This window comes from Roseofilum sp. (genome assembly GCF_982964205.1).
The window spans coordinates 1-20,950 of record NZ_CEZBFX010000086.1; the positions used below are offsets into that span (position 1 = coordinate 1).

General features: G+C 43.6%; 23 protein-coding genes and 1 pseudogene. 6 read left to right on the plus strand and 18 right to left on the minus strand.

Features of this window, described 5'->3' with window-relative positions:
• Nucleotides 1-29 precede the first annotated feature (29 nt).
• The 5 genes and pseudogenes from AC3A14_RS17905 to AC3A14_RS17925 form a co-directional block, all read right to left on the minus strand.
• Nucleotides 30-164 (minus strand): hypothetical protein, encoded by a 135-nt coding sequence (locus tag AC3A14_RS17905; RefSeq protein ID WP_318737616.1) that lies wholly within the window; start codon nt 162-164, stop codon nt 30-32.
• Nucleotides 165-169: 5 nt separating this feature from the next.
• On the minus strand, nt 170-379 hold the full coding sequence (locus tag AC3A14_RS17910) for a hypothetical protein (protein ID WP_318737614.1): 210 nt from the start codon (nt 377-379) through the stop codon (nt 170-172).
• Nucleotides 380-486: 107 nt separating this feature from the next.
• Nucleotides 487-936, minus strand: a pseudogene (locus tag AC3A14_RS17915) (vitamin B12 dependent-methionine synthase activation domain-containing protein); the annotation flags it as partial.
• Between the two features lie 29 nt (nt 937-965).
• On the minus strand, nt 966-1,304 hold the full coding sequence (locus AC3A14_RS17920; RefSeq protein ID WP_318736075.1) for a DUF5615 family PIN-like protein: 339 nt from the start codon (nt 1,302-1,304) through the stop codon (nt 966-968).
• A gap of 2 nt (nt 1,305-1,306) precedes the next feature.
• Nucleotides 1,307-1,657, minus strand: coding sequence for a DUF433 domain-containing protein (locus AC3A14_RS17925; RefSeq protein ID WP_318736072.1), 351 nt, complete (start codon nt 1,655-1,657; stop codon nt 1,307-1,309).
• Nucleotides 1,658-1,711: 54 nt separating this feature from the next.
• On the opposite strand from AC3A14_RS17925, the gene AC3A14_RS17930 reads away from it, so the two are divergent.
• Nucleotides 1,712-1,870 carry a hypothetical protein gene (locus AC3A14_RS17930; RefSeq protein WP_318736070.1) on the plus strand — a complete coding sequence of 53 codons (159 nt, stop codon included), beginning with the start codon at nt 1,712-1,714 and terminating at the stop codon, nt 1,868-1,870.
• On the opposite strand, the gene AC3A14_RS17935 is transcribed toward AC3A14_RS17930, so the two are convergent.
• Genes AC3A14_RS17935 through AC3A14_RS17945 form a run of 3 tightly spaced genes read right to left on the minus strand, consistent with a single transcriptional unit; the run spans nt 1,863 to nt 5,065 of the window.
• Nucleotides 1,863-2,300: an HNH endonuclease gene (locus AC3A14_RS17935; protein ID WP_318736069.1), complete on the minus strand. Its 438-nt coding sequence runs from the start codon at nt 2,298-2,300 to the stop codon at nt 1,863-1,865. The genes AC3A14_RS17930 and AC3A14_RS17935 overlap by 8 nt on opposite strands.
• 9 nt (nt 2,301-2,309) lie before the next feature.
• Nucleotides 2,310-2,594, minus strand: coding sequence for a hypothetical protein (locus AC3A14_RS17940; protein ID WP_318736068.1), 285 nt, complete (start codon nt 2,592-2,594; stop codon nt 2,310-2,312).
• A gap of 50 nt (nt 2,595-2,644) precedes the next feature.
• Nucleotides 2,645-5,065: a tetratricopeptide repeat protein gene (locus tag AC3A14_RS17945; RefSeq protein ID WP_318736065.1), complete on the minus strand. Its 2,421-nt coding sequence runs from the start codon at nt 5,063-5,065 to the stop codon at nt 2,645-2,647.
• Nucleotides 5,066-5,247: 182 nt separating this feature from the next.
• Here AC3A14_RS17945 and AC3A14_RS17950 point away from each other — a divergent pair, with 182 nt between their 5' ends.
• Nucleotides 5,248-5,655, plus strand: coding sequence for a hypothetical protein (locus AC3A14_RS17950; RefSeq protein ID WP_487779088.1), 408 nt, complete (start codon nt 5,248-5,250; stop codon nt 5,653-5,655).
• Between the two features lie 111 nt (nt 5,656-5,766).
• Here the strand turns inward: AC3A14_RS17950 and AC3A14_RS17955 are convergent, their stop codons facing one another.
• The 3 genes from AC3A14_RS17955 to metH form a co-directional block, all read right to left on the minus strand.
• Nucleotides 5,767-6,189 carry a type II toxin-antitoxin system VapC family toxin gene (locus AC3A14_RS17955; protein ID WP_318700873.1) on the minus strand — a complete coding sequence of 141 codons (423 nt, stop codon included), beginning with the start codon at nt 6,187-6,189 and terminating at the stop codon, nt 5,767-5,769.
• A complete protein-coding gene (locus AC3A14_RS17960; protein ID WP_318700872.1) occupies nt 6,186-6,428 on the minus strand; it encodes a DUF2281 domain-containing protein in 243 nt (80 codons plus the stop codon). The genes AC3A14_RS17955 and AC3A14_RS17960 overlap by 4 nt, the downstream gene beginning before the upstream one ends.
• A gap of 108 nt (nt 6,429-6,536) precedes the next feature.
• Nucleotides 6,537-10,079, minus strand: coding sequence for a methionine synthase (gene metH, locus AC3A14_RS17965; RefSeq protein ID WP_487779089.1), 3,543 nt, complete (start codon nt 10,077-10,079; stop codon nt 6,537-6,539).
• A 140-nt stretch (nt 10,080-10,219) separates the two neighbouring features.
• Between metH and lhgO the strand changes: the two genes are divergently transcribed.
• From lhgO to AC3A14_RS17980, 3 genes are all read left to right on the plus strand, one after another.
• Complete coding sequence (lhgO, locus tag AC3A14_RS17970; protein ID WP_413038601.1) at nt 10,220-11,410, plus strand: L-2-hydroxyglutarate oxidase; 1,191 nt, start codon at nt 10,220-10,222, stop codon at nt 11,408-11,410.
• A gap of 261 nt (nt 11,411-11,671) precedes the next feature.
• Entirely contained in the window at nt 11,672-13,039 is a 1,368-nt protein-coding gene (locus tag AC3A14_RS17975) for an NAD-dependent succinate-semialdehyde dehydrogenase (RefSeq protein WP_318698906.1), read from the plus strand.
• Nucleotides 13,040-13,146: 107 nt separating this feature from the next.
• Entirely contained in the window at nt 13,147-14,784 is a 1,638-nt protein-coding gene (locus AC3A14_RS17980) for an acetolactate synthase large subunit (protein WP_318698905.1), read from the plus strand.
• A 176-nt stretch (nt 14,785-14,960) separates the two neighbouring features.
• Here the strand turns inward: AC3A14_RS17980 and AC3A14_RS17985 are convergent, their stop codons facing one another.
• Nucleotides 14,961-15,404 (minus strand): retroviral-like aspartic protease family protein, encoded by a 444-nt coding sequence (locus AC3A14_RS17985; protein ID WP_318719376.1) that lies wholly within the window; start codon nt 15,402-15,404, stop codon nt 14,961-14,963.
• 71 nt (nt 15,405-15,475) lie between these two features.
• A complete protein-coding gene (locus AC3A14_RS17990) occupies nt 15,476-16,057 on the minus strand; it encodes a Uma2 family endonuclease (protein WP_318698903.1) in 582 nt (193 codons plus the stop codon).
• Nucleotides 16,058-16,220: 163 nt separating this feature from the next.
• Between AC3A14_RS17990 and AC3A14_RS17995 the strand changes: the two genes are divergently transcribed.
• Entirely contained in the window at nt 16,221-16,787 is a 567-nt protein-coding gene (locus AC3A14_RS17995; protein WP_318734800.1) for a ComEA family DNA-binding protein, read from the plus strand.
• Here the strand turns inward: AC3A14_RS17995 and lepB are convergent.
• From lepB to AC3A14_RS18020, 5 genes are all read right to left on the minus strand, one after another.
• Nucleotides 16,774-17,346: a signal peptidase I gene (gene lepB, locus AC3A14_RS18000; RefSeq protein WP_318734797.1), complete on the minus strand. Its 573-nt coding sequence runs from the start codon at nt 17,344-17,346 to the stop codon at nt 16,774-16,776. The genes AC3A14_RS17995 and lepB overlap by 14 nt on opposite strands.
• A gap of 152 nt (nt 17,347-17,498) precedes the next feature.
• Nucleotides 17,499-17,906, minus strand: a complete 408-nt coding sequence (locus AC3A14_RS18005; protein WP_318734795.1) for an allophanate hydrolase-related protein — start codon at nt 17,904-17,906, stop codon at nt 17,499-17,501.
• Nucleotides 17,907-17,951: 45 nt separating this feature from the next.
• On the minus strand, nt 17,952-19,181 hold the full coding sequence (locus AC3A14_RS18010; RefSeq protein WP_318698899.1) for a DUF445 domain-containing protein: 1,230 nt from the start codon (nt 19,179-19,181) through the stop codon (nt 17,952-17,954).
• 8 nt (nt 19,182-19,189) lie between these two features.
• On the minus strand, nt 19,190-19,876 hold the full coding sequence (gene ubiE / locus AC3A14_RS18015; protein WP_318734792.1) for a bifunctional demethylmenaquinone methyltransferase/2-methoxy-6-polyprenyl-1,4-benzoquinol methylase UbiE: 687 nt from the start codon (nt 19,874-19,876) through the stop codon (nt 19,190-19,192).
• A 114-nt stretch (nt 19,877-19,990) separates the two neighbouring features.
• Nucleotides 19,991-20,842: a response regulator gene (locus tag AC3A14_RS18020; protein ID WP_318734789.1), complete on the minus strand. Its 852-nt coding sequence runs from the start codon at nt 20,840-20,842 to the stop codon at nt 19,991-19,993.
• Nucleotides 20,843-20,950: the final 108 nt, after the last annotated feature.

Consider the following 20,950-nt stretch of genomic DNA (forward strand, 5'->3'; position numbering starts at 1 on the left):
CTATTGCAAACTATTATAACCTAATTTGACTATTTTTCTTGTTTAAGTCCCGCTAATCCAACTGCTTCTAATGTATGACTTTCTCGCCGAAGAATAATGGGAATTCGTGGCAGGCTATCAAATTCGTTTTGGGATGAATCAGTGGTTGAGTAACGAAATCGCATTGTTGTTAAGCCTCATCACTAGATTCCATGACCTGCATGAGAATTTTCCCTGCTCCAAAAATATTGTATGGAGTTAGCAAATCATAGGTTTTACCCGGTTCTAAGGGTGCAATTTCTGCTCGTGATTCAATGTCTTCAGCCAGCAGACGAATCAGTTTAATTTTATCAAGATGTGAAAGTTCCTGGATACTGGGGAGTAGTTCTGTAAGTGTCATATTGAAGACAAAGTAAGAGTTGATGGTATTATAGCTAAGTTGCTAGAAACCGGGTTTCCTAAATCCCCTCTCTATGTGTTCAAGAGAGGGGAAAACGTCGAAGCAGCTTATGGGCTAAAGTATTTGGAAACCGGATGGTGGGTAATAATCGCGCTTGTCGATTGTTCGGGATAGATTTGTTCGCTCTCGTCCATATACATATTAATGCGATCGCTCCCCAAAAGCTCCAATTGCTTATACTGGTCTTCCATATTCGGACAAGCAGGATAGCCGAAACTATAGCGGGAACCGTGATAGCGCTGTTTGAACATATCGCGCACATTATCTGGCTCTTCATCTCCAAAGCCTAATTCACGGCGAATTTTAGCATGGAGCCATTCTGCCATCGCTTCGGCAGTTTGCACAGCCATACCATGGAAATAAAGATAATCGGAATAGCGATCGCCCGCAAATAACTTCTGTGCATATTCCGTCGCCACTTCTCCCACCGTTACCGCGTGCATCGGGAACACATCCATCACCCCGCTCTCCTTGGGGGCAAAGAAATCGGCAATACAGTGGTAAAGTGGAAAAATGATTTCATAGATTAGACGAAAATAACTTGATTAGCAAAATCCTCTAATTCTCCAATTTTAGCATATACTTCTAACTCCTCTACCGCATAGCCAATAGAGATTTTGGGACTGAGAAAGAAGATTCCTGTAAAATATTCGCGGTTGTCACTACAATTTTTAGCTAAAACCAGAAAATCATGGTCAGTGGTTACCAGGGGACGATTAAGTTCCACAGAGCGGCTCAAAATAATTTCATCAATAGCATTACTTCTATCGTCTTCTTGAGCAGTCAATACATCAACCCCTCTCAGTTGCAGACCAATTTTAATTGCTCGATGAACTGGAGCATCAAAATAGTAACAGATTGCCATTTTTATCCCTGTTGTCCCCGTTTTGCCTGAAGCTTTTGTTTAAAATTGGAGCTATAATGACCGATTCCCCTTTGAATTAAGTCAGCTTGCAACGCTTGAATCGTGTGCTGTTCTTGAGCAATTTGGGCATCAATTTGGGATTGATAGGTGTAGTAATAGCTGAGGGCAGAGTAAATAGCAGCAAGGGAAATTTCAGGATGTTGAAAGTGCAGTTCTTCAGGACTCCAACCGTGGGCGTGTTTTTCTTGAATCAGTTGCGAAACGAAAACACGACTATTAGCAATTTTTGCCCGACTTTGAGCATGAATTTCCAGATATTGCCAAGTTAGGGGATTGTCTGTGGTGAAGGTCATATTCAGGATAAGGTAAGGGGTCATCCTATTATAACGAAGTTCCTAGAAATGCGGATGACAGTGACGAATAGATGGGTTGTAGATACCAATGTTTTAGTCAGTGCTTTGCTGTTTAAATCATCGGTTCCGTTTCAGGCGATCGCCTATCAACTAAAAATGGGTATGGGTTGGGGAGGAATTGCCTCTAGTGGCGGGTTAATTGGGGTCAACTAACATCTTCTGGTGGTGGATGTCGCCCAATTTCATAATCTGCTGCTCGAATACCTAAAATTCGTTCTCGATTCAAGGCTAATGCCTCAATAGTAGCTCGTCCAGTGGGAGTCATACCAATAAGTTGTAAACAATCGTCAGACCAACGGAAATGTTGCCGCCACTGATCGCACCTTGGATTATATAATGCAACGCTTTCCCCCGATTGAGGATCGATCGCAGCTTGAGAGCAACCCTTGCGACGGTTGCAGTGAAAACAGGCCAGAGCCAGGTTATTCAGGCCATTAGAACCACCTTCAGCGAGGGGAACAACATGATCGATGGTAAACTGAACATATTGCCACTGTTCTGAAGCATGACAGTATTCACACAAGCCTTTAGCCCGTTGTCTGACTTCCGCTTGTGTCTGTTCAGAAATCCAAGGACGAGACACGATCAACTTTTAAGATTGAGGACTAGAAGACAGCGCCAGATTGCGAATTGTGCGATTCACAAAGCTCAAATAATCATCAACTTCTTCATAAGCATCTAACTCCTGTTCCTCTAACTCAGTTAAACCTTCAAACTTTTGCTTATCTAAGAGACTCTCGATCCGAGATTGTACATTTCCTGACGCTCGAAAAATAGGAATTCCAGATTGTAACTCAATCCGGACTGCTCCCTCTAGGGGTAGGGAAGCGGGTAAAGAGTTTAAAGGGGGTAGGGTAGAATTGGATGATCTCATCATTCCTTTGAATCCATTAGTCTAGTTTTAGGTAGTGTTGGCTGTTCAGATCGCTAATTACGTTGATTGCGAATTTCTTCGGATCTGGAGAAAGCTTGCTGATGATCCCTCATCATTCCTAAATCCTTAAAATGGTTTATAGCGTTTTCAATATATTCTAATGCTTTAGTAAAGTTATTTCTTGCTTGTTCTAGCTTCGCCTGAGAAACTGCACAGTAAGCAATTCGCCTTTTATCCTTATTATCTCCGACTTCTGTAGCAACAGTTTCTAATAACTTTTCTGCATATTCTAATTTGCTGTCATTGATGGCAATATCAGCTAAAATTCTTTTTACATAATTAGCATTCCGTGAACCTGTTACTATTTTACTGGTGCTTTCAATAACTTTTTCACATACCAATTTTGATTCATAATATCGTTTTTGCATAAACAGTAATTCTGCTCGTTCACGATCAATGTAGATTTGGTACTTCAGCTTTTGTTGATCGGATAACTTCAAGTTTTCGTCTAAATTTTGTTGTTCAATATCGAGCCAACCATGAGCTTCTTCATATTTTTCTAGGCGATTATACAATCCAGCCAAATGATTAAGTAAATAATCTAAATCTTCAAAGTTGCTATGCTGACGTAAATCCCAAGCTTTCAATAATAGTTCTTCTGCTTCTTGCAATTGTTCAGGTTTTCCCATTAATAGTAAGGTTCGTCCTCGACGAGATAGAGTATTAACAGCCGTTGAATAATCTTCTTTGATCAGAGACCTTTCACTGAGATAACTCAGCCAAGATAATCGATCTTTCCAACGACCACGCAAGTTTGCATAATTGTTGAGATATGACCATATTTCTTTCAACTGTTCATAACGATCATCATCTTTACAAAAAAGTAAAACACCAACTATATTAGTCCATTCTTTCTCAATTTCTTTATAACCTATCTTAAATCTCTCAGGCTTGTTTTCATATTGTTCATATTGTTCTTTGGCAAATTGAATATACCAATCAACCCATCGATCGAGTGCCTTTTTTTTGAATTCTTGATTTTTTTGCAGTTCAGCTAGGGCATACTCTCTTGTTAACGGTAACATCCGATATCGACCATCGGTATGTCGGATCATCGAAACTTGGCGTAAACGTTCAATTCCATCATCAAAAATTTTAGATCGCTCATTTTCTAATCCCGCAACAAAAAGAATACTTGGTTTAGGAGCTGGGCTTTTATAAATAGCAATGGACATTAGTATGTAATAAGCTACCTTGCTTCTCTTTTGAAGATCACTTACAGCTTCCTTAAAACAAAAAGCAACTAATTCATCATCTTGGAAATCTAAGCTTGCCCACTCTTCTTCTTGATTAGGTAATAAATCCTTTTGTCTTTGAATTTCTAAGGTGTTCACGATTGCATCTATATGACTTCCTATGGCTAAACGTCCTATACTATAAATAATTGCCAGTGGAATTCCTTTAGTTGCTCTATATAAAGTTTTTTTCTGTACTGGACTTAAATCAGTAATACCTTTTTCTTGAAGTTGTTGCTCAATAAGTAAGAGGCTTTCTTTTTCCGTTAAAGCATCTAATCGAATTGGTGCATATCCATAGCGCTCGCGAGTAGTTATCACAGACTTAATCGGCAACGGATCTAAAAAAGCGAAAATTCTATCTTTTTCTTGGATTGTCTCCAAATTATCAACAATTAGCAGTACATTGCCTTTGCTCTTTAAAGATCTTTTGAGGATTGAAATATAATTATTGTTGCTGTTTACATCCATATTAATAATTGCTGGATCGTCCAACACATCAGCTATAGTTCGATAAATCTCTTGAAGAGTTCTGGACACTGTGAGCTTTTTAATAGATTTACCGTTTAACAATTCCGATTCTTTTGCTGAAACAAAAATAATCAAGTCAAATAAAGGGATTTCACAGCCTACATCACCTTTTTGACCGATCGTATTTTGCGTTTGTCCATAAACTTTATACTCAAGGCAGCAATATGCGGCCTCTAGAACCAAGGCAGTTTTTCCTACTCCTGCAATCCCATCAACTTGAATAATCTTGCTATAATCTGGTGACAGGTGGTTCATAAGTTTACATAATTTATCTTGACGACCAATGAAGGGATTGGCTTGAGGAGGTAAGTTATGATCGTCACGCTGACTGAGTGCAAGCCGATTTCGTGAAACCTGATTTTCTGGGGGGGATTTGCGTTCTTGCTTAACTGCTCCAATCACAATCTGCCATTCTTCAGGATCGACAACATCTTCAGGTTGTAGTTCTAACACTTCAGTTACTTTTCTTACCGTGTATGGTTCAACTGCCCTATTATAAGTAATAAAATTTTTAACGGTATATTCACTAACTCCCGCAGCCTTGGCAATTTCTTCATGTTTGAATGTTAACTTCTTCTTCTGGTCTTTTAATCGCTGAATACCTTCAGGAGTCGCTGCAATGCTTCTAGGCTTGGGGGATGTACTCATTTTCAGAAAGCCTCACTCATCCTTGTCCAGGATATCTCAAGAAAGGGTAAGAAAGAGTAAGTTTAACGATCTTTAACGATCTTACCTGAATGTCTACTGGAAAATACTTAGATTTCTTGCCATGCTTGAGTTGTAGAACTCAGAACTTGATTATGCAACACATTAAAGAGATTCTTGCCAACATGACAGCTAATTCTCTGTCTGTGCATCATGAGCAGTTGCCTGCGATGGTTGAAAAGGCGATCGCCACTTCTCAAGTCCCTGTTCATACTTTGGGCTATTCGCTGATTTGGCACGTTCCCGCTACCCAGCTGTCCGCAGCTCAACCGCATATCCACGGACTGATTGAACCCTATTGTGGTTATAATGCCTCTCTCTCTGATGGCAACTGGTTTGATCGGAAAAATAATCGCTGGTGTCCTGAACCCATTGTACTCGTTAAATCTTATATGACGGGGGATGTGTTACAGCAGCATTTACCCACAACTTTACAGCGTTCGTACTCAATGGGTAAAGCATTGGAACAAAGTGCGATCGCCCTCGAAATTATCCTAAATAATCTTATGCTCACTATTCCTACTGATGACTAATCTCAGAAACTGGGTTTCTGGTTATAAGGAGGTCAAAGGAACCAAGTAGGGTGGGCAGATGATTTGGCGATCGCTCACGACTCATTATTTCAACTTGCCCACCCTAAGCTCTTAATTGTTGAGTGGCATAATGATCGGAATAGTTTGGTTTCTGTGTTTCCGATAGATTTGAAAATCGCTATCTAGGGTAATAATTTGGCTATCTTCATACATCTCGCTCATTCTCACTAAACAGGCATCGGCTAATGACATGGGTACTGAAGCATAGCGTTGCATAAGTTCGTTTACAGCTTCTATCTCTTGGTTTAGGCTAAAGGGGATGACAATATGTCCTTGTTGGATTAAGTTTAAGATCGTTGCTTGTCCTTGATGAATTCTGCGGGCGAGAAAACAGGCTTCTGTGATCACAGCTTCGTTGGTTATAACGGGGGCGGTGATGTTTGAGAATTGGGTAACTGCCCAAGTGTGAAATTTATCTTTTGGCAAGAGAAAAGCAATTAAAGCTCCCGTATCTACAATAACTTTCCTACTCATTGACCCAATTCTTCTAAATATTGGGGATTGTGGGACAAATCCTCTAAGTCACTATCGAGACAACCGATAAATTCTTGAGCGGCTTCTGCAAATGACACTTGAGAGTTGTCTAGGGTTTTAGATGTTTTTTGCTGCTGGCTAGATTGGTATTCTAAGAATTCTATGAATTCAATCACCTTTTGCCATTGCTCAGGGGGCAGTTGTTGGATTTTTTGGATTGCTGTTTCTAGGGTAGGCATGGTTCTGAATGAGACATTTTGTAGATACTGTCTTGGATGTCAAGGGGCGGGTTTCAAACCCGCCCCTACAATAGACTATTTTATTGCCCCAATTCAGATTAAGGTAGCTTATGGGCTGAAGTATTTGGAGACGGGATGGTGGGTGATAATGGCGCTGGTGGATTGTTCGGGATAGATTTGCTCGCTCTCGTCCATATACATATTAATGCGATCGCTCCCCAAAAGCTCCAATTGCTTATACTGGTCTTCCATATTCGGACAAGCAGGATAGCCGAAACTATAGCGGGAACCGTGATAGCGCTGTTTGAACATATCGCGCACATTATCTGGCTCTTCATCTCCAAAGCCTAATTCACGGCGAATTTTAGCATGGAGCCATTCTGCCATCGCTTCGGCAGTTTGCACAGCCATACCATGGAAATAAAGATAATCGGAATAGCGATCGCCCGCAAATAACTTCTGTGCATATTCCGTCGCCACTTCTCCCACCGTTACCGCGTGCATCGGGAACACATCCATCACCCCGCTCTCCTTCGGTGCAAAGAAATCCGCAATACACAACCGACGGGAGCGTTTTTGGCGGGGAAACTCAAAAGTATGTTTCACCGTTTTTGCCATTCCCCCCTTCATTTCCTCAGCATCATAAATAAACACCGTATTGCCTTCCGACTGAGCTGGAAAATAGCCATAAAGGGCTTGGGGCTTCAAGATATTTTCGTTGAGAATCTTCTCTTTCCACTCGTCTAAGATAGGATAGACTTTCTCTTGCAAGAACTCGTCATATTCTTCGCGAGATTTATCCTTGGGCTTGCGGAACTGCCATTGCCCCACAAACAAAGCTTGCAAATCTAAATACCAAAAGACCTCTTCTAAAGGAATATCTTCCGGTTGCAAAATCTGACTCCCCCAGAAGGGAGGAGTCGGACGGGGAATATCAATTTCCACGGCTTCCGAACGTCGGGTATCAATCACCTCGGGTTCTGAGGGTTCTGATTCTGCTGCTGTTTCTTCGCCCGTTTCCTCCACTGGTGCATAGCGATTTCCATTGCCTACTTCATCCAAAAAGCCTTGGAAGTCATCCCAATTATTTCCCGCTTTCGCCGGCATCAATTTGTCCATAAACGTCAAGTCAGAAAAGGCATCTTTGCCATAAACCACTTGACCTTTATAGGCATTTTGGCAATCCTGATAGACAAATTTTGGCGTTAAAGCCGCTCCCCCCAAAATCACGGGAACCGTAATCCCTTGCTCGTTAAACGCTTCCAAATTATCTTTCATAAATGCCGTCGATTTCACCAGTAACCCACTCATGGCGATACAGTCGGCATTATGTTCGCGATAGGCATCAATAATATTATCAACCGGTTGTTTAATACCCAGATTCACCACTTTGTAGCCGTTATTAGAAAGGATGATATCCACCAAATTCTTGCCGATATCATGGACATCCCCTTTCACCGTGGCAATCACAAAGATTCCTTTGGAACTATTTCCCGATTCTGATGTTTCCATAAGCGGTTCTAGAAAAGCCACCGCAGATTTCATGGTTTCTGCTGATTGCAACACAAAGGGAAGTTGCATCTGTCCCGAACCGAACAGATCCCCAACCACTTTCATTCCATCAAGCAGAAAAACGTTAATAATTTCCAGGGGCGGATACTGTTCTAAAGCCTTTTTCAAAGAATCTTCTAAACCAATACGCTCGCCATCGATGATATGGTTTTTCAGGCGCTCTTCAATGGGCAGATTTTCATCCACGGAGCGATCGCGCTTCGCCTTTTTCCCGGCAAAGATTTTGGTCAGTTCAGCCAGGGGATCGTAGGTACAAATATCACCATCAAATTCCCGTTGGTCATAGATTAGTTTGCGACAAACTTCTTGATGTTCTGGTTCAATTTTCGCCAGGGGTAAAATCTTGCTGGCGCTGACAATGGCGCTATCTAATCCCACTTGCATGGCTTCATGCAAGAACATGGAGTTGAGAACAATCCGGGAGGCGGCGTTTAAGCCGAAGGAGATATTGGAAACACCGAGTAAAATATGACATCCAGGTAATTCTTCCCGAATCCGGCGAATCGATTCTATGGTTGCTTTCCCGTTTTCTCGGTCTTCTTCGATTCCAGTGGAAACAGGTAAGGCGAGAGTATCAAAGAAGATTTCGTGGGCGGGAATCCCATACTCAACGGCTTGATCGTAAGCCCGTTTAGCAATTTCAAACTTCTTATCCGCTGTTCGTGCCATGCCATCCTCATCAATGGTTCCCACCACAACCCCAGCGCCGTATTTTTTCGCCAGTTCTAAGACCTTCAAAAACCGGGGTTCTCCATCTTCATAGTTGGTGGAATTGAGGATACATTTTCCGCCAGCAACTTTTAACCCCGCTTCCATTTTTTCCCACTCAGTAGAATCTAACATTAAGGGCAGGGTATTATTGTTGACCAAACGGGAGGCGAGTTCGTTCATATCGCGCACCCCATCTCGACCCACATAATCGACGTTGACATCTAAAATATGGGCCCCTTCTTTGACTTGGGCTTTACCTAAAGAAACCAAACCATCCCAATCTTCATTATTAAGCAAGGTACGGCATTTTTTGGAGCCACTGGCATTGAGTCTCTCTCCAACAATTAAGAAGGAATTCTCTTGCTCGTAGGGTTGGGGACTATAAATAGAAGCGGCTGAGGGTTCAAAGACGGGATAGCGTTCTTTGGGTTGTAGGGTAGTCGCAATTTCGGCTAACTGTTGAATATGATCGGGACGGGTTCCACAACATCCACCAATCACTTGCACGCCCCAATCTTCAACAAACCGATTGAGGGCCATGCGTAGTTCCATGGGGGTGAGTTTATAATGGGCATGACCGCCGACATTTTCGGGGAGTCCGGCGTTGGGAATGCAGGAAACGACGAAGGGAGAATGTTCGCAGAGATATTTAATATGATCGGCCATGCGATCGGGGCCGGTAGCGCAGTTTAAGCCTAAAATATCAATCTTGTAGGGTTCGAGAATAGTGAGAGCTGCACCAATTTCGGAACCGACTAACATGGTTCCCATGACTTCCATGGTGATGGAAACCATGATTGGGCGACGTTCTCCTCTACGTTCAAAAACAGTTTCTACAGCATTTAAGGCGGCTTTTATTTGCAGAACGTCTTGACACGTTTCAATAATAAAGAGGTCTACTCCCCCATCATATAAGCCTTCGGCTTGTTCGATAAAGGCGGCTTCTAAGGTATCAAAATCAATATGACCTAATGTAGGGAGTTTGGTTGTCGGCCCCATGGAACCTGCTACGAATCGGGGTTTTTCTGGGGTAGAGAATTCCGCTGTGATGCTTTTAGCCAGTTCTGCGGCGGCTTTATTGAGTTCGTAGGCTTGGTCTGCTAGGTCATATTCAGCGAGGACAATGGAGGCTGCTCCAAAGGTATCGGTTTCGATGACATCGCATCCGGCACTGAGGAAATCACGGTGAACTTTGGCGATAGCCTCTGGCTTAGTTTTGATTAAATATTCATTACACCCTTCATATTCTGGGCCTCCAAAGTCATCTGCGGTTAAGTTTTGGACTTGGAGATTGGTTCCCATCGCGCCATCAAACACGATGACGGGACGTTCTGGACTGTGTAGACGGTTCAGGAAGGCACTATTCATGGGAACGGTTTTGAAAAAGTTGACAAGCTTATTTCTTTATTGTACCGGCGATCGGGAGATGGGGGAATAGTAGGAGACTTTAGACACGCGGATGTGATATGAAATCCTTAGATGTTTGCTAGGGATAGAGGAGATCCATGATGTATGATTTCACAATCATTGGTGGCGGAATTGTTGGTTTAGCCACAGCGATGGCATTGAACAATCGTTTTCCGAATGCCCAAATAGCGGTATTAGAAAAGGAGCCTCAATTAGCTTTCCATCAAACCGGGAATAATAGTGGGGTTATTCATTCGGGAATCTATTATAAACCGGGAAGCTTGAAAGCGCGGTTTAGCCGTGCCGGAGCAAAATCCATGGTGGAGTTTTGCCAACAGCATGATATCCCCCATGAGGTTTGCGGTAAAGTGATTGTTGCTACAGCACAAGAGCAGTACCCCCAATTAGAAAAGCTCTATCAGCGCGGGTTGGACAATGGGTTAGAAGTGGCGAAAATCACGGCAGAAGAAGTGCGGGAAATTGAACCCCATGTGCGCTGTTTAGCCGGAATTAAGGTCAAATCAACCGGCATTGTTGACTATCGCCAAGTTTGTGAAAAATATGCCCATTTGATTACCCAATCTGGGGGGGATCTCCACCTGAATACCAAGGTGGCAAACTGGCAAGACAGGAGAGAAAGCATTATTTTAGATACCTCTAAAGGGGAAATTGAAGGCAAATTTGTGATTAATTGTGGGGGGTTATTTAGCGATCGCCTCACCCAGATGAGTGGGATGCAACCCCAAGCCAAAATTATTCCGTTTCGCGGTGAATATTACGAATTAAAGCCGGAAAAACGCTCTTTGGTCAAAAATCTCATTTACCCAGTTCCCAATCCACAATTCCCCTTTTTAGGCGTTCACTTTACTCGCATGATTGATGGCTCTGTCCATGCCGGCCCCAATGCGGTGTTAAGTTTAAAACGGGAAGGCTATCGAAAAACGGATATCAATCTGGCTGATGTGGCTGAAATGCTAATCTATCCTGGACTGTGGAAACTCGCCGCTCAACATGGCAAAGAAGGGGTTAAAGAAATTATCCGTTCCTTTAGTAAGACGGCTTTTGTCCATAGTCTGCAACAATTGATTCCCGAAGTGCAAGCTGAAGATGTAATTCCTACCCATGCTGGGGTTCGCGCTCAAGCTTTGAAACCTGATGGGGGACTGGTGGATGATTTTTTGATTGTCCAGGATAACCGGAAAATGCATGTTTGTAATGCCCCTTCTCCGGCTGCGACAGCTTCCCTAGAAATTGGTCAGGAAATTGCCGCACAAGTTCCTGAACTTGATTGAGTTCATCAATATTCATAAATGGTCAAATAGTGATACTATATCGGATGACATTGAAGTAGGGCGATAAGACATATTTCTTAAGCTCTCATGCAGTAACTACACTCGACAAGTGCTACAAATTGTAGAGTTTAAATCTTGTAATCCTCTATTGTATCTAAAATTTAAATGAAGACAATCAGTAAAAGTCTTTTGCTAGAAAGACCTGTCTCCTATCCGGCAAAGGGCTTTTTTCGCAAATGATACACTGGACGGAGAACCTGCATGGGCATTGCCACTGTTAACCCAGCAACGGGAGAACCTTGCGAAACCTTTTGTGCGCTCACAGATGCTGAACTAGAGCAGAAATTGGCTTTAGCACAACAAGCCTTTTTAGAGTATCGTCAGACTTCCTTTGCCCAAAGAGCGACTTGGCTCAAGCAAACAGCCGATATTGTGGAAGCAGACGCGGAAAAGTTTGGCAAAATTGTTACTACAGAAATGGGGAAACCCATTAAGCAAGCGATCGCCGAAGTGAAAAAATGTGCCTTGGTTTGTCGCTACTATGCTGAGAACGCTGAAGATTTCCTCAGTCCCACCTATACCGAAACCGATGCGAGTCAAAGCTTTGTCGCTTACCATCCCTTGGGAGCCATTCTAGCAGTGATGCCTTGGAATTTTCCCTTCTGGCAAGTGTTCCGCTTTGCGGCTCCCGCACTCATGGCTGGTAATGTGGGACTGCTCAAACATGCCTCCAATGTGCCCCAATGCGCGATCGCCCTGGAAGAGATTTTTACCCAAGGGGGGTTTCCTCCAGGAGCATTCCAAACTTTGCTAGTTGGAGCAGATAAAGTTGCCCAAATTGTTGCTGATGACCGGGTAAAAGCCGCGACCTTAACCGGCTCAGAACTGGCTGGAGCGAGTTTAGCCTCCATTGCAGGAAAACACATTAAAAAAACGGTCCTGGAACTCGGTGGAACTGACCCCTTCATTGTTTTAGAGAGCGCCGATCTGGAGGCGGCTGTCGCTACGGCTGTGACGGCTAGACTGCAAAATAACGGCCAATCTTGCATTGCGGCTAAACGGTTTATCCTGCTTGAGGCGATCGCCGATCGCTTCCAAAATGCCTTGTTAGAACAATACCGACAACTGAAGATCGGTGACCCCATGGACGAGGCGAATGATATCGGCCCCTTAGCGACTCCCAGCATCCTCACAGAACTCGATCGGCTCGTGCAAGCCTGCGTCAGTCAAGGTGCAGACGTTCTGATTGGCGGTCAACCCAAGAGAGATCGCCCCGGGAACTACTACCCGCCCACCATTTTAGCCAACATTCCCCCCGGAACTCCCGCAGATACCGAGGAATTTTTCGGCCCCGTTGCCTTACTGTTCCGAGTCAAAGATATTGACGAAGCCATTACCCTGGCTAACTCCACCTCCCTAGGACTAGGAGCCAGCGCTTGGACAAATAATCAACAAGAGCGCGATCGCCTAATTCGCGACCTAGAAGCTGGAGCTGTCTTCATCAATGGCATGGTCAAATCTAATCCTCGTCTCCCCTTCGGGGGTATCAAGCGCTCCGGGTACGGCCGAGAACTGAGCGTCGAAGGCATCCGAGAATTTGTCAACCTCAAAACCGTTTGGATCAAATAAGGGCAAGGGAATAGGCCATAGGCAATAGGTAAAACACAGTTGTTCCTACTCCCTATCCCCCCATCTCCCTATCCCCCCATCTCCCCATCCCTCTATCCCCCATTCCCATGAATACCGCAGAATTACTAATCCGTTGTTTAGAAAACGAAGGCGTTAAATACATCTTTGGACTTCCTGGAGAAGAAAATATGGCAGTGTTAAAAGCACTGACTAAATCCTCCATTCAATTTATTACCACCCGCCACGAACAAGGCGCAGCCTTCATGGCCGATGTTTATGGCCGTCTCACGGGTAAAGCTGGCATTTGCCTGTCCACCCTTGGCCCAGGAGCCACAAACCTAATGACCGGGGTTGCTGATGCCAACCTTGATGGCGCTCCCCTAGTCGCCATTACCGGCCAAGTGGGTACAGACCGGATGCATATTGAATCCCATCAATATCTCGATCTGGTCTCCATGTTTACTGCTGTAACCAAGTGGAATACCCAAATTGTGCGCCCCAGCAATACGAGGGAAATTGTGCGTCGAGCCTTCAAAATTGCCCAAACGGAAAAACCGGGAGCAGTTCATATTGACTTACCCGAAAATATTGCTGACATGCCAGCAGAAGGCGACCCCTTAAAACGAGATAAAATAGATAAGTTTTATTCGGCTTATCATAGCCTCAATGAAGCCGCTTTAGTGATTTCTAAAGCCAAATTCCCCATGATTTTAGTGGGCAATGGAGCCATTCGAGCTAATGCCCATGAAGCCCTAACGGAGTTTGCCACCCATTTGAATATTCCAGTGGCTAATACTTTTATGGGCAAAGGTGCAATTCCCTATACTCATCCCTTATCCCTTTGGACAACCGGATTGAAACAACGAGATTTTATCAGTTGTGCTTTTGACCGTACCGATTTAGTGATTGCCATTGGCTATGATTTGATTGAATATTCCCCGAAAAAATGGAATCCCAATAACAAAATTCCTATCATTCATATTGGGGCAAAACCAGCCGAAATTGATAGCAGCTATATTCCCGAAGTGGAAGTAGTGGGAGATATTTCAGATTCGCTTTTGGAAATTCTGCGGCGCTGCGAGCGATCGGAAAAACCCGATCCCTATATTCATCAATTGCGCTCGGAAATTCGTGAAGATTACGAACAATATGCCAACGATCCAGGGTTCCCAGTCAAACCCCAAAAAATCATCTATGATTTGCGGCAAGTGATGGAGCCAGAAGATATTGCTATTTCTGATGTGGGCGCTCACAAAATGTGGATGGCTCGCCATTATCACTGCGATCGCCCCAATACCTGTATTATTTCTAACGGTTTTGCCGCTATGGGGATTGCCATTCCAGGAGCGATCGCCGCGAAACTGGTTTATCCCGATCGCAAAGTCGTCGCCGTTACTGGTGATGGGGGATTCATGATGAACTGCCAAGAACTCGAAACCGCCCTGAGAGTAGGAACACCCTTTGTGACTATCATCTTTAATGATGGCGGTTATGGGCTAATCGAATGGAAACAGGAAGACCAATATGGTGAATCTGCCTTCATTAAATTTACTAACCCTGACTTCGTTAAATTGGCGGAAAGTATGGGATTAAAAGGATACCGAGTAGACGCTTCGGAAAACTTATTGCCCATCCTCAAAGAAGCGTTAGAACAAGACGTTCCTGCTGTGATTGACTGCCCTGTAGATTATCGAGAAAATGCTCGCTTTAGCAAAAAATCCGGGGGCTTAAGTTGTCCTATTTAGACACTTTAGGGTATGGAGATCGCTTGTAGGGTAAACTTGCAGGCGATCGCTATATCAATTAAAAATTAAAAATGGGTATGGCTTACAGCGCTTTGCGATGTTATGAGGGACAGTGTTGAATCCTCAAAGCTATGTACCAAAAGCCTATTCCCTATTCCCTAGCGCAAAGCGCTATATTACAAAATAGTTAGATAAGTTTCTGTTGGAGTAATCGGTAAAGGTTTTAGAGTACGATTATTTAAGTCTATTTCTAAGCCTAACAATTCCAAGGGAATAACACCTAAAAGAGGGTCTCGACCTCCTGGTAATGCTAAACACTCAAAGGTTCCTTGGCGATCGCCAATTGATAAGGTAGCATCCCGGAAAATCCCAGCTTTACCGATTCCCATCGCTGTTGCTACATCGACTTCTCTCAGAAGTTTGAGTCCAAGTTGAGCGATCGCCTCTTCTGGCAAGCATAAGGTCGTCGCACCAGTGTCAACTAATACGTCTTTTAGAGTGATTGAGCGGATTTGATCTTCAGCAATTACCCTAGCTTCTGCTAAAATCTCATCGGCGCGATTGGTAACGGTTAGGTTTGTGAATACTTTTCCCATGCTACTGTCCTTCATCTGGCTCATATTGGTTCACTCTGTTGATCGTAGTAATGTATTTTTACTAGGGAACGAAATGTTGCATTAATCACAGATTTCTACAGGCAATCGCTGCTCTCTTCATCGGTAAATACAGGCGGCCAAATTTCGTTAATTTTTATTGACCAACCTGGTAAAAGTTCGGGAATCGTTAGCTCTTGTTTATCTCGTAAAATAATGGGTTCAGCATTCGCGCGATAAAGGGTTACTGTTTGCCGATCGGGATCGATCAGGAGACCAACCAAACTACCGAGACTGAGGAATAATTTAACTTTGTCTTCGAGTGATTTTATGCGATCGCTTTGAGATTTAATTTCAACCACTAAATCGGGAACCAGATCGCCGAAATAACGAGGGGTTGTTTTCAGTCGTGCAGCACGTACAAACGAAACATCCGGTGCTTTGAGGTCCCTATTGGGTAAGATGAAGCCACCAGAGGAATCAAAGACTCGTCCTAAACGTCGAGGATAAACCCAAATTGCGAGTAAACTAGACAACAGAACAGTTATTTCACTAGAAACAATATCTGAAGGCCCCATAACAATAATTTTTCCATCTTCAAGTTCTACGCGGTAATCTTGGCCAGATGCCTCGAGAATAGCCTGTACTTTTTCAAGGTCTTTTACGCTCATGCATGACATAATTGAATCTCCTGGATAGGCGACAAGAGCTATGTTAATTCTAGCGCTGCACGCTGGTAATGGGTAATAGGTAATTGGAACCTCGATAATGGGTAATACCGCTTTTCCTTTAAAATCGCCAAGTGCTGTATATTAAATATGCAGAGGTTAAATGTATCAAGTTATGGCTGAGTTAAATCGAGTCATTCAGATACTGAAAAATCAATTACGAGCTATATTATCTAATCCTACCCGGACTCGGCTTCTCGATCCCTATTATCGGTTTCAATCCTTAGAAGAAATCGCTTTAGCGGCTCAATTTGGGATCAAAATTGATGTCAATCAAGCCACGGTAGATGATTGGTTACGGTTACCTCTTTTATCGATTCATCAAGCCCGATCGCTCGTTCATCTCACTCAAACAGGAGTACAATTCTACCGTTTAGAAGATATTGCTGCAGCCCTAGCTTTACCCGTAAAACGATTGCGTCCAATTGAGCCGATTTTACAGTTTTGTTATTACGATCGCAGCCTAGAGTTAAATGTGAATCAAGCGTCTTTATCAGAACTTGTACAAATTCCGGTCATCGATCGCTCCCTAGCTGAAGCAATGATTACCCAGAGGGAGCATCAGGGAGACTATCAAGATTGGGTCGATTTTCAACGTCGCCTCAGTTTATCTGGAGAGCAAATTATGGCCTTGCTCCCCTATTTACGCTTCATTGCGTCTAAGCCAATCAATGACGAATAATTTCTAGACGATCGAGAGGCCAAAAGCGAACAACAGCGCGACCTATAATATTTTTCTGGGGTAAGAACTTCCAAATATGGGAATCATTACTATCGTTGCGGTTGTCTCCCATAACAAATAATCGCCCCTCGGGAACAAGTTCTGGCCCCCAGTGATATTCTGGCGGTTCAGCAATATAATCTTCTTGAATCGGTCGATCGTTCAGATACACTTTACCTCCAGAAACTTCGACAGTTTGCCCCGGTTGACCAATGACTCGTTTAATAAAGGCTTGATCTTTGCGATATCCTTGAGCTTGGAGTTGGGGTGGGGGTTCAAAAACAACGATATCACCCGTTTCAGGGGGATGGAAATGATAGGAAACCTTTTCAATCACTAGGCGATCGCCGACTGCTAAGGTAGGAAACATAGAATCTGACGGAATAAAGCGGGGTTCGGCGATCGCCGTCCGTACCAATAGCGCTATGATCGCCGCGATCGCGATAATCACTACATTTTCCCGATGCTGATTCCATACTTTCCCCAAACCCGAAAGAGAGGATTTTGAAGGTTCTGTCATTTCAATTAACAACGAAAGTTTTATATCACAAGTCTCTCATTTTACCTAATGGCAGGTTATTCTCGCAATACCTATCGTCAAACGTTACTTCTTTTCGAGGGGATATACTCTAGGAGCAAATTTGCTCCTAGGGAAAAAGTCAGCAAATCTTATTAAGGATGAGGGGCACTCGGATCTAAGAGGTGCTGTTTATAAGCTGCCCATCCACCATATTTAGAAATATCTAGCCAACCATAGCTTTCAATCAGTTTTTGAGGGTAAAGCATGGCAGAAATTTCTGAGCCATCTTCTAGTTTTATTTGGCCTTCATATAATCCAGGGGGTTCATTCGCCATCAGATTATTATATTGCTCAATTGTAAGTTCATAAATTTCTCCTGGAATCGAAATTCCACCTTCAGAAACCTCATAAATTCCTGGATGCAAATCGTCAACAGAATAGAGGCGATAGAGTGGTAAAGTTTGAGTAACACAAATCAAATGGGCACCTTGCAGATTTTGATGATCGGGTTGTCCAGTGAGGGCTGAACCACAAATAAAAAATCGTTTAGTGTCTACCATAGTTTAAGAAATTTTCAATTTATACTAGACTAGCTAAATGCCATTCTATTTTAACAATAAGAAACTGACTTGTAAACAGCCAACGATTGCCCCTAATATTCCACCTAAGTTTACAATGGCTTGTAATTCACTGCGGACAATTCCATTAATCGCCATTTCCAAATTAGCGGGAGAGGTTGCATTAACGCGGTCAATAATCACCTGATCGATATCTAAAATGGGAATAACTTGGGCAATAATCAATTCCATATCTTTTTCTAAGTAGCGGTCTAAAACTAGCGCCAGTTCTTGGCTAACAATTTCTAAGGAGGATTGCATAATGCTCGAATTTTGCAGCCGAGTTAAGATCAAGGTCGCAATATTTTCCCAGTTAATGGAGTTACCTAAGCCTTGAATTAAGTCCGATCCTCGTTCTTGTAAATAAATTCTGACACTGTGCCGGATATTTTTACGCAGTTGCCGCACGGTGAGAACGGGTAAATTTTGTAGGGAAAGACTTTGTAACCATTGTTTGATCTTATGCTGAATCCCTAAAGCATCTATGAGTTCTTTTATTTTTTGGTTAGCTTCTTCCCGTTCATCTAAACAATAGTTACGGAGACGATGTAAGGCGTTTTTCAGCCCGAGGAGGTTGGCAACTACCCAATAGGTGCCGCTGGTTTTTTCTCGAAACCCTTCGTCAATGATTTGAATATTGTAGTCAGTGAGAAAGTCTATCAGGGCTTGGCGAATGGTATTCGGGGGACAGACAACATGAAAGAGCCATTCACACAGCGATCGCGCCTGAACTTCCGTTAAACTAAAATCTAACAAGACTTGATCGAAGATATGATTAATCTGGTCTTCGAGAAAATCTTCTCGACGAGCTAACACCCGAATTAAGCGCGGTAGGGATTGACCGAGTAAATCTTTGAGGATGCCAGCAAGAATTTTAATCGTTTTTTGCTCTTTGTCTGCCTCTAGCTGCTTTAAGGCTAACTGGAGTAACCAAAGAATAGCCGATTGAGTGCGCTCGGTTTGTAATAAGCGACGGGCTAAATTTTGCAGTTCCGTAGGGGTGAGCAAAGACCCCATGATCGTATCTGCAACTCTCTGAGCTAACCGTCCTTGGTTACTGGGAATTAAACCGGGAGTAAAGGGGAGTTTCCGTTTACCAATATAAATCGCTCGATAGGGGCGAAAGAGCATTTTAATAGCTAAATCATTGGTGAAATAGCCAATAATGCCACCAGCAATGGGAGGAGTGATGTATATCCAAAGATCTAGAAAACGCAAGGCTAAGACTAGGAATCAACAGATTTGGTAGCGACCAATACTCCCATCATACCGCCTGCGATCGGATAATGAACAGCATGGGTAAATCCAGCTTGGTAGGCCAGGTCAACTTGTTCGAGGCCAAGGGGAAAACGCTGGAGACTGGGGATAATGTACGCATATTCTTCTGTGAGTCCTTGTTGTTGGGCGTAAGGAACGACAATTTGATTCAGATACCACTGTTGAAATTGCTCGAGTAGGAGTTGGTTGGGACGATGGAAGTCCAGGATGGCAGCCGTTGCACCGGGCTTGAGGACACGATGGAGTTCTTGTAAGGCTTGGGGAATGCTGGAGACGTTGCGGAGTCCATAGCCCATGGTGGCAGCATTAAAGGTGCGATCGCTGAAGGGAAGATCGAGGACATCTGCTTCCATCCACTCGATGGGAGTCCAGGTATAGTGATTTTGGGCGATCGCCAGCAAATTCTGACAAAAATCCACCCCATACACTTGACCACTAGATCCCACTTGTCGAGCTAATAACCGCGTCAGATCGCCACTTCCACAGCACAGATCGATCGCCACCGAGCCGGGTTTGGCTCCACTCCACTGAACCGTCATTTGTTTCCAAATGCGATGTTGCCCTAAACTGAACCAGTCGTTCATCTGGTCATAAACTGGAGCAATACGATTAAAGATATCCTGAACCTGAGGCATGAGTCATTGAAAGGCAATAGGTAATAGGCAATAGGCAATAGGTAGTGGATAATAGGGAAATCATTCAGAAGTCTCCGTGTCCCCGTGTCTCCCTATCCCCCATTCCCCCATCCCCTAACCCATGGCAGCAATAAGCAAACCTACAAGTTGGGCAGAGGTATGAATAGAAATTTTTTCTTCCTCGCTCAGATTATACGCTTGCGTCCATTGTAGGGAAAGCAGAGCTAAGAGTTTTTGCTGATAGTAGATGGGCATAGCCAGATGGGCCTTAATCGGGCCATCAGCAAGTTCTGAATATTGAAGGGTAGCCGAAGATAAAGCTTCTTGAGTTAAGGCATCCGTACTTAAGTCAAGAAGCTCATCAGTACTGCTATAACGACCCACAGGAGAAGCTAATCCACCATCTTTAATAATTTGCAGGATACACCCTTGAGTTTCAAAGGCTTGAGCAAATACTTCGGCGATCGCCCCTAAAGCAGTCTCTAACTCTTGAGACTCTTCAGTTAACTTGACTAAAGTCGAGAGCAGTAGGGTTTGAGACTCACAAGCTTCTAACTCTTCCGTGCGCTGTTTAAGCAGATCGTAGGTTTGAGCCGCTCGATCAACTACTCCCTTTAATTCTGTCGGGTCCCAAGGCTTCGTAATATATTTATAAACCTGGCCGGAATTAATCGCTTCTACCAGATCTTCCACATCCGTAAACCCAGTCAGAATAATCCGCATGGTATTCGGATATTGTTCGACTGTCTGACTCAGGAACTCCGTACCCTTCATTTGGGGCATTCGCTGGTCAGAGATAATAACTGCCACTTCCCCTTCTGTGGCTAACACATTGAGCGCGTCTGCTCCACTTTCAGCTTTCGACACCTGAAATTCACGCCGAAAGGTTCGGTAAAGCAAGTCCAAATTATCCGGTTCATCATCTACGACGAGCATTTTTGGCTTTTTCCGTCGGCTCATACTCATAATTAGGGAACTAGTGGGCAATTGAGACCAGAACTGAGCAACTGGTCAATCTTAATCTTGACATCCACCCCTGCCTAAAGGCGAGGGGATTCCTAAACCTCACGATTT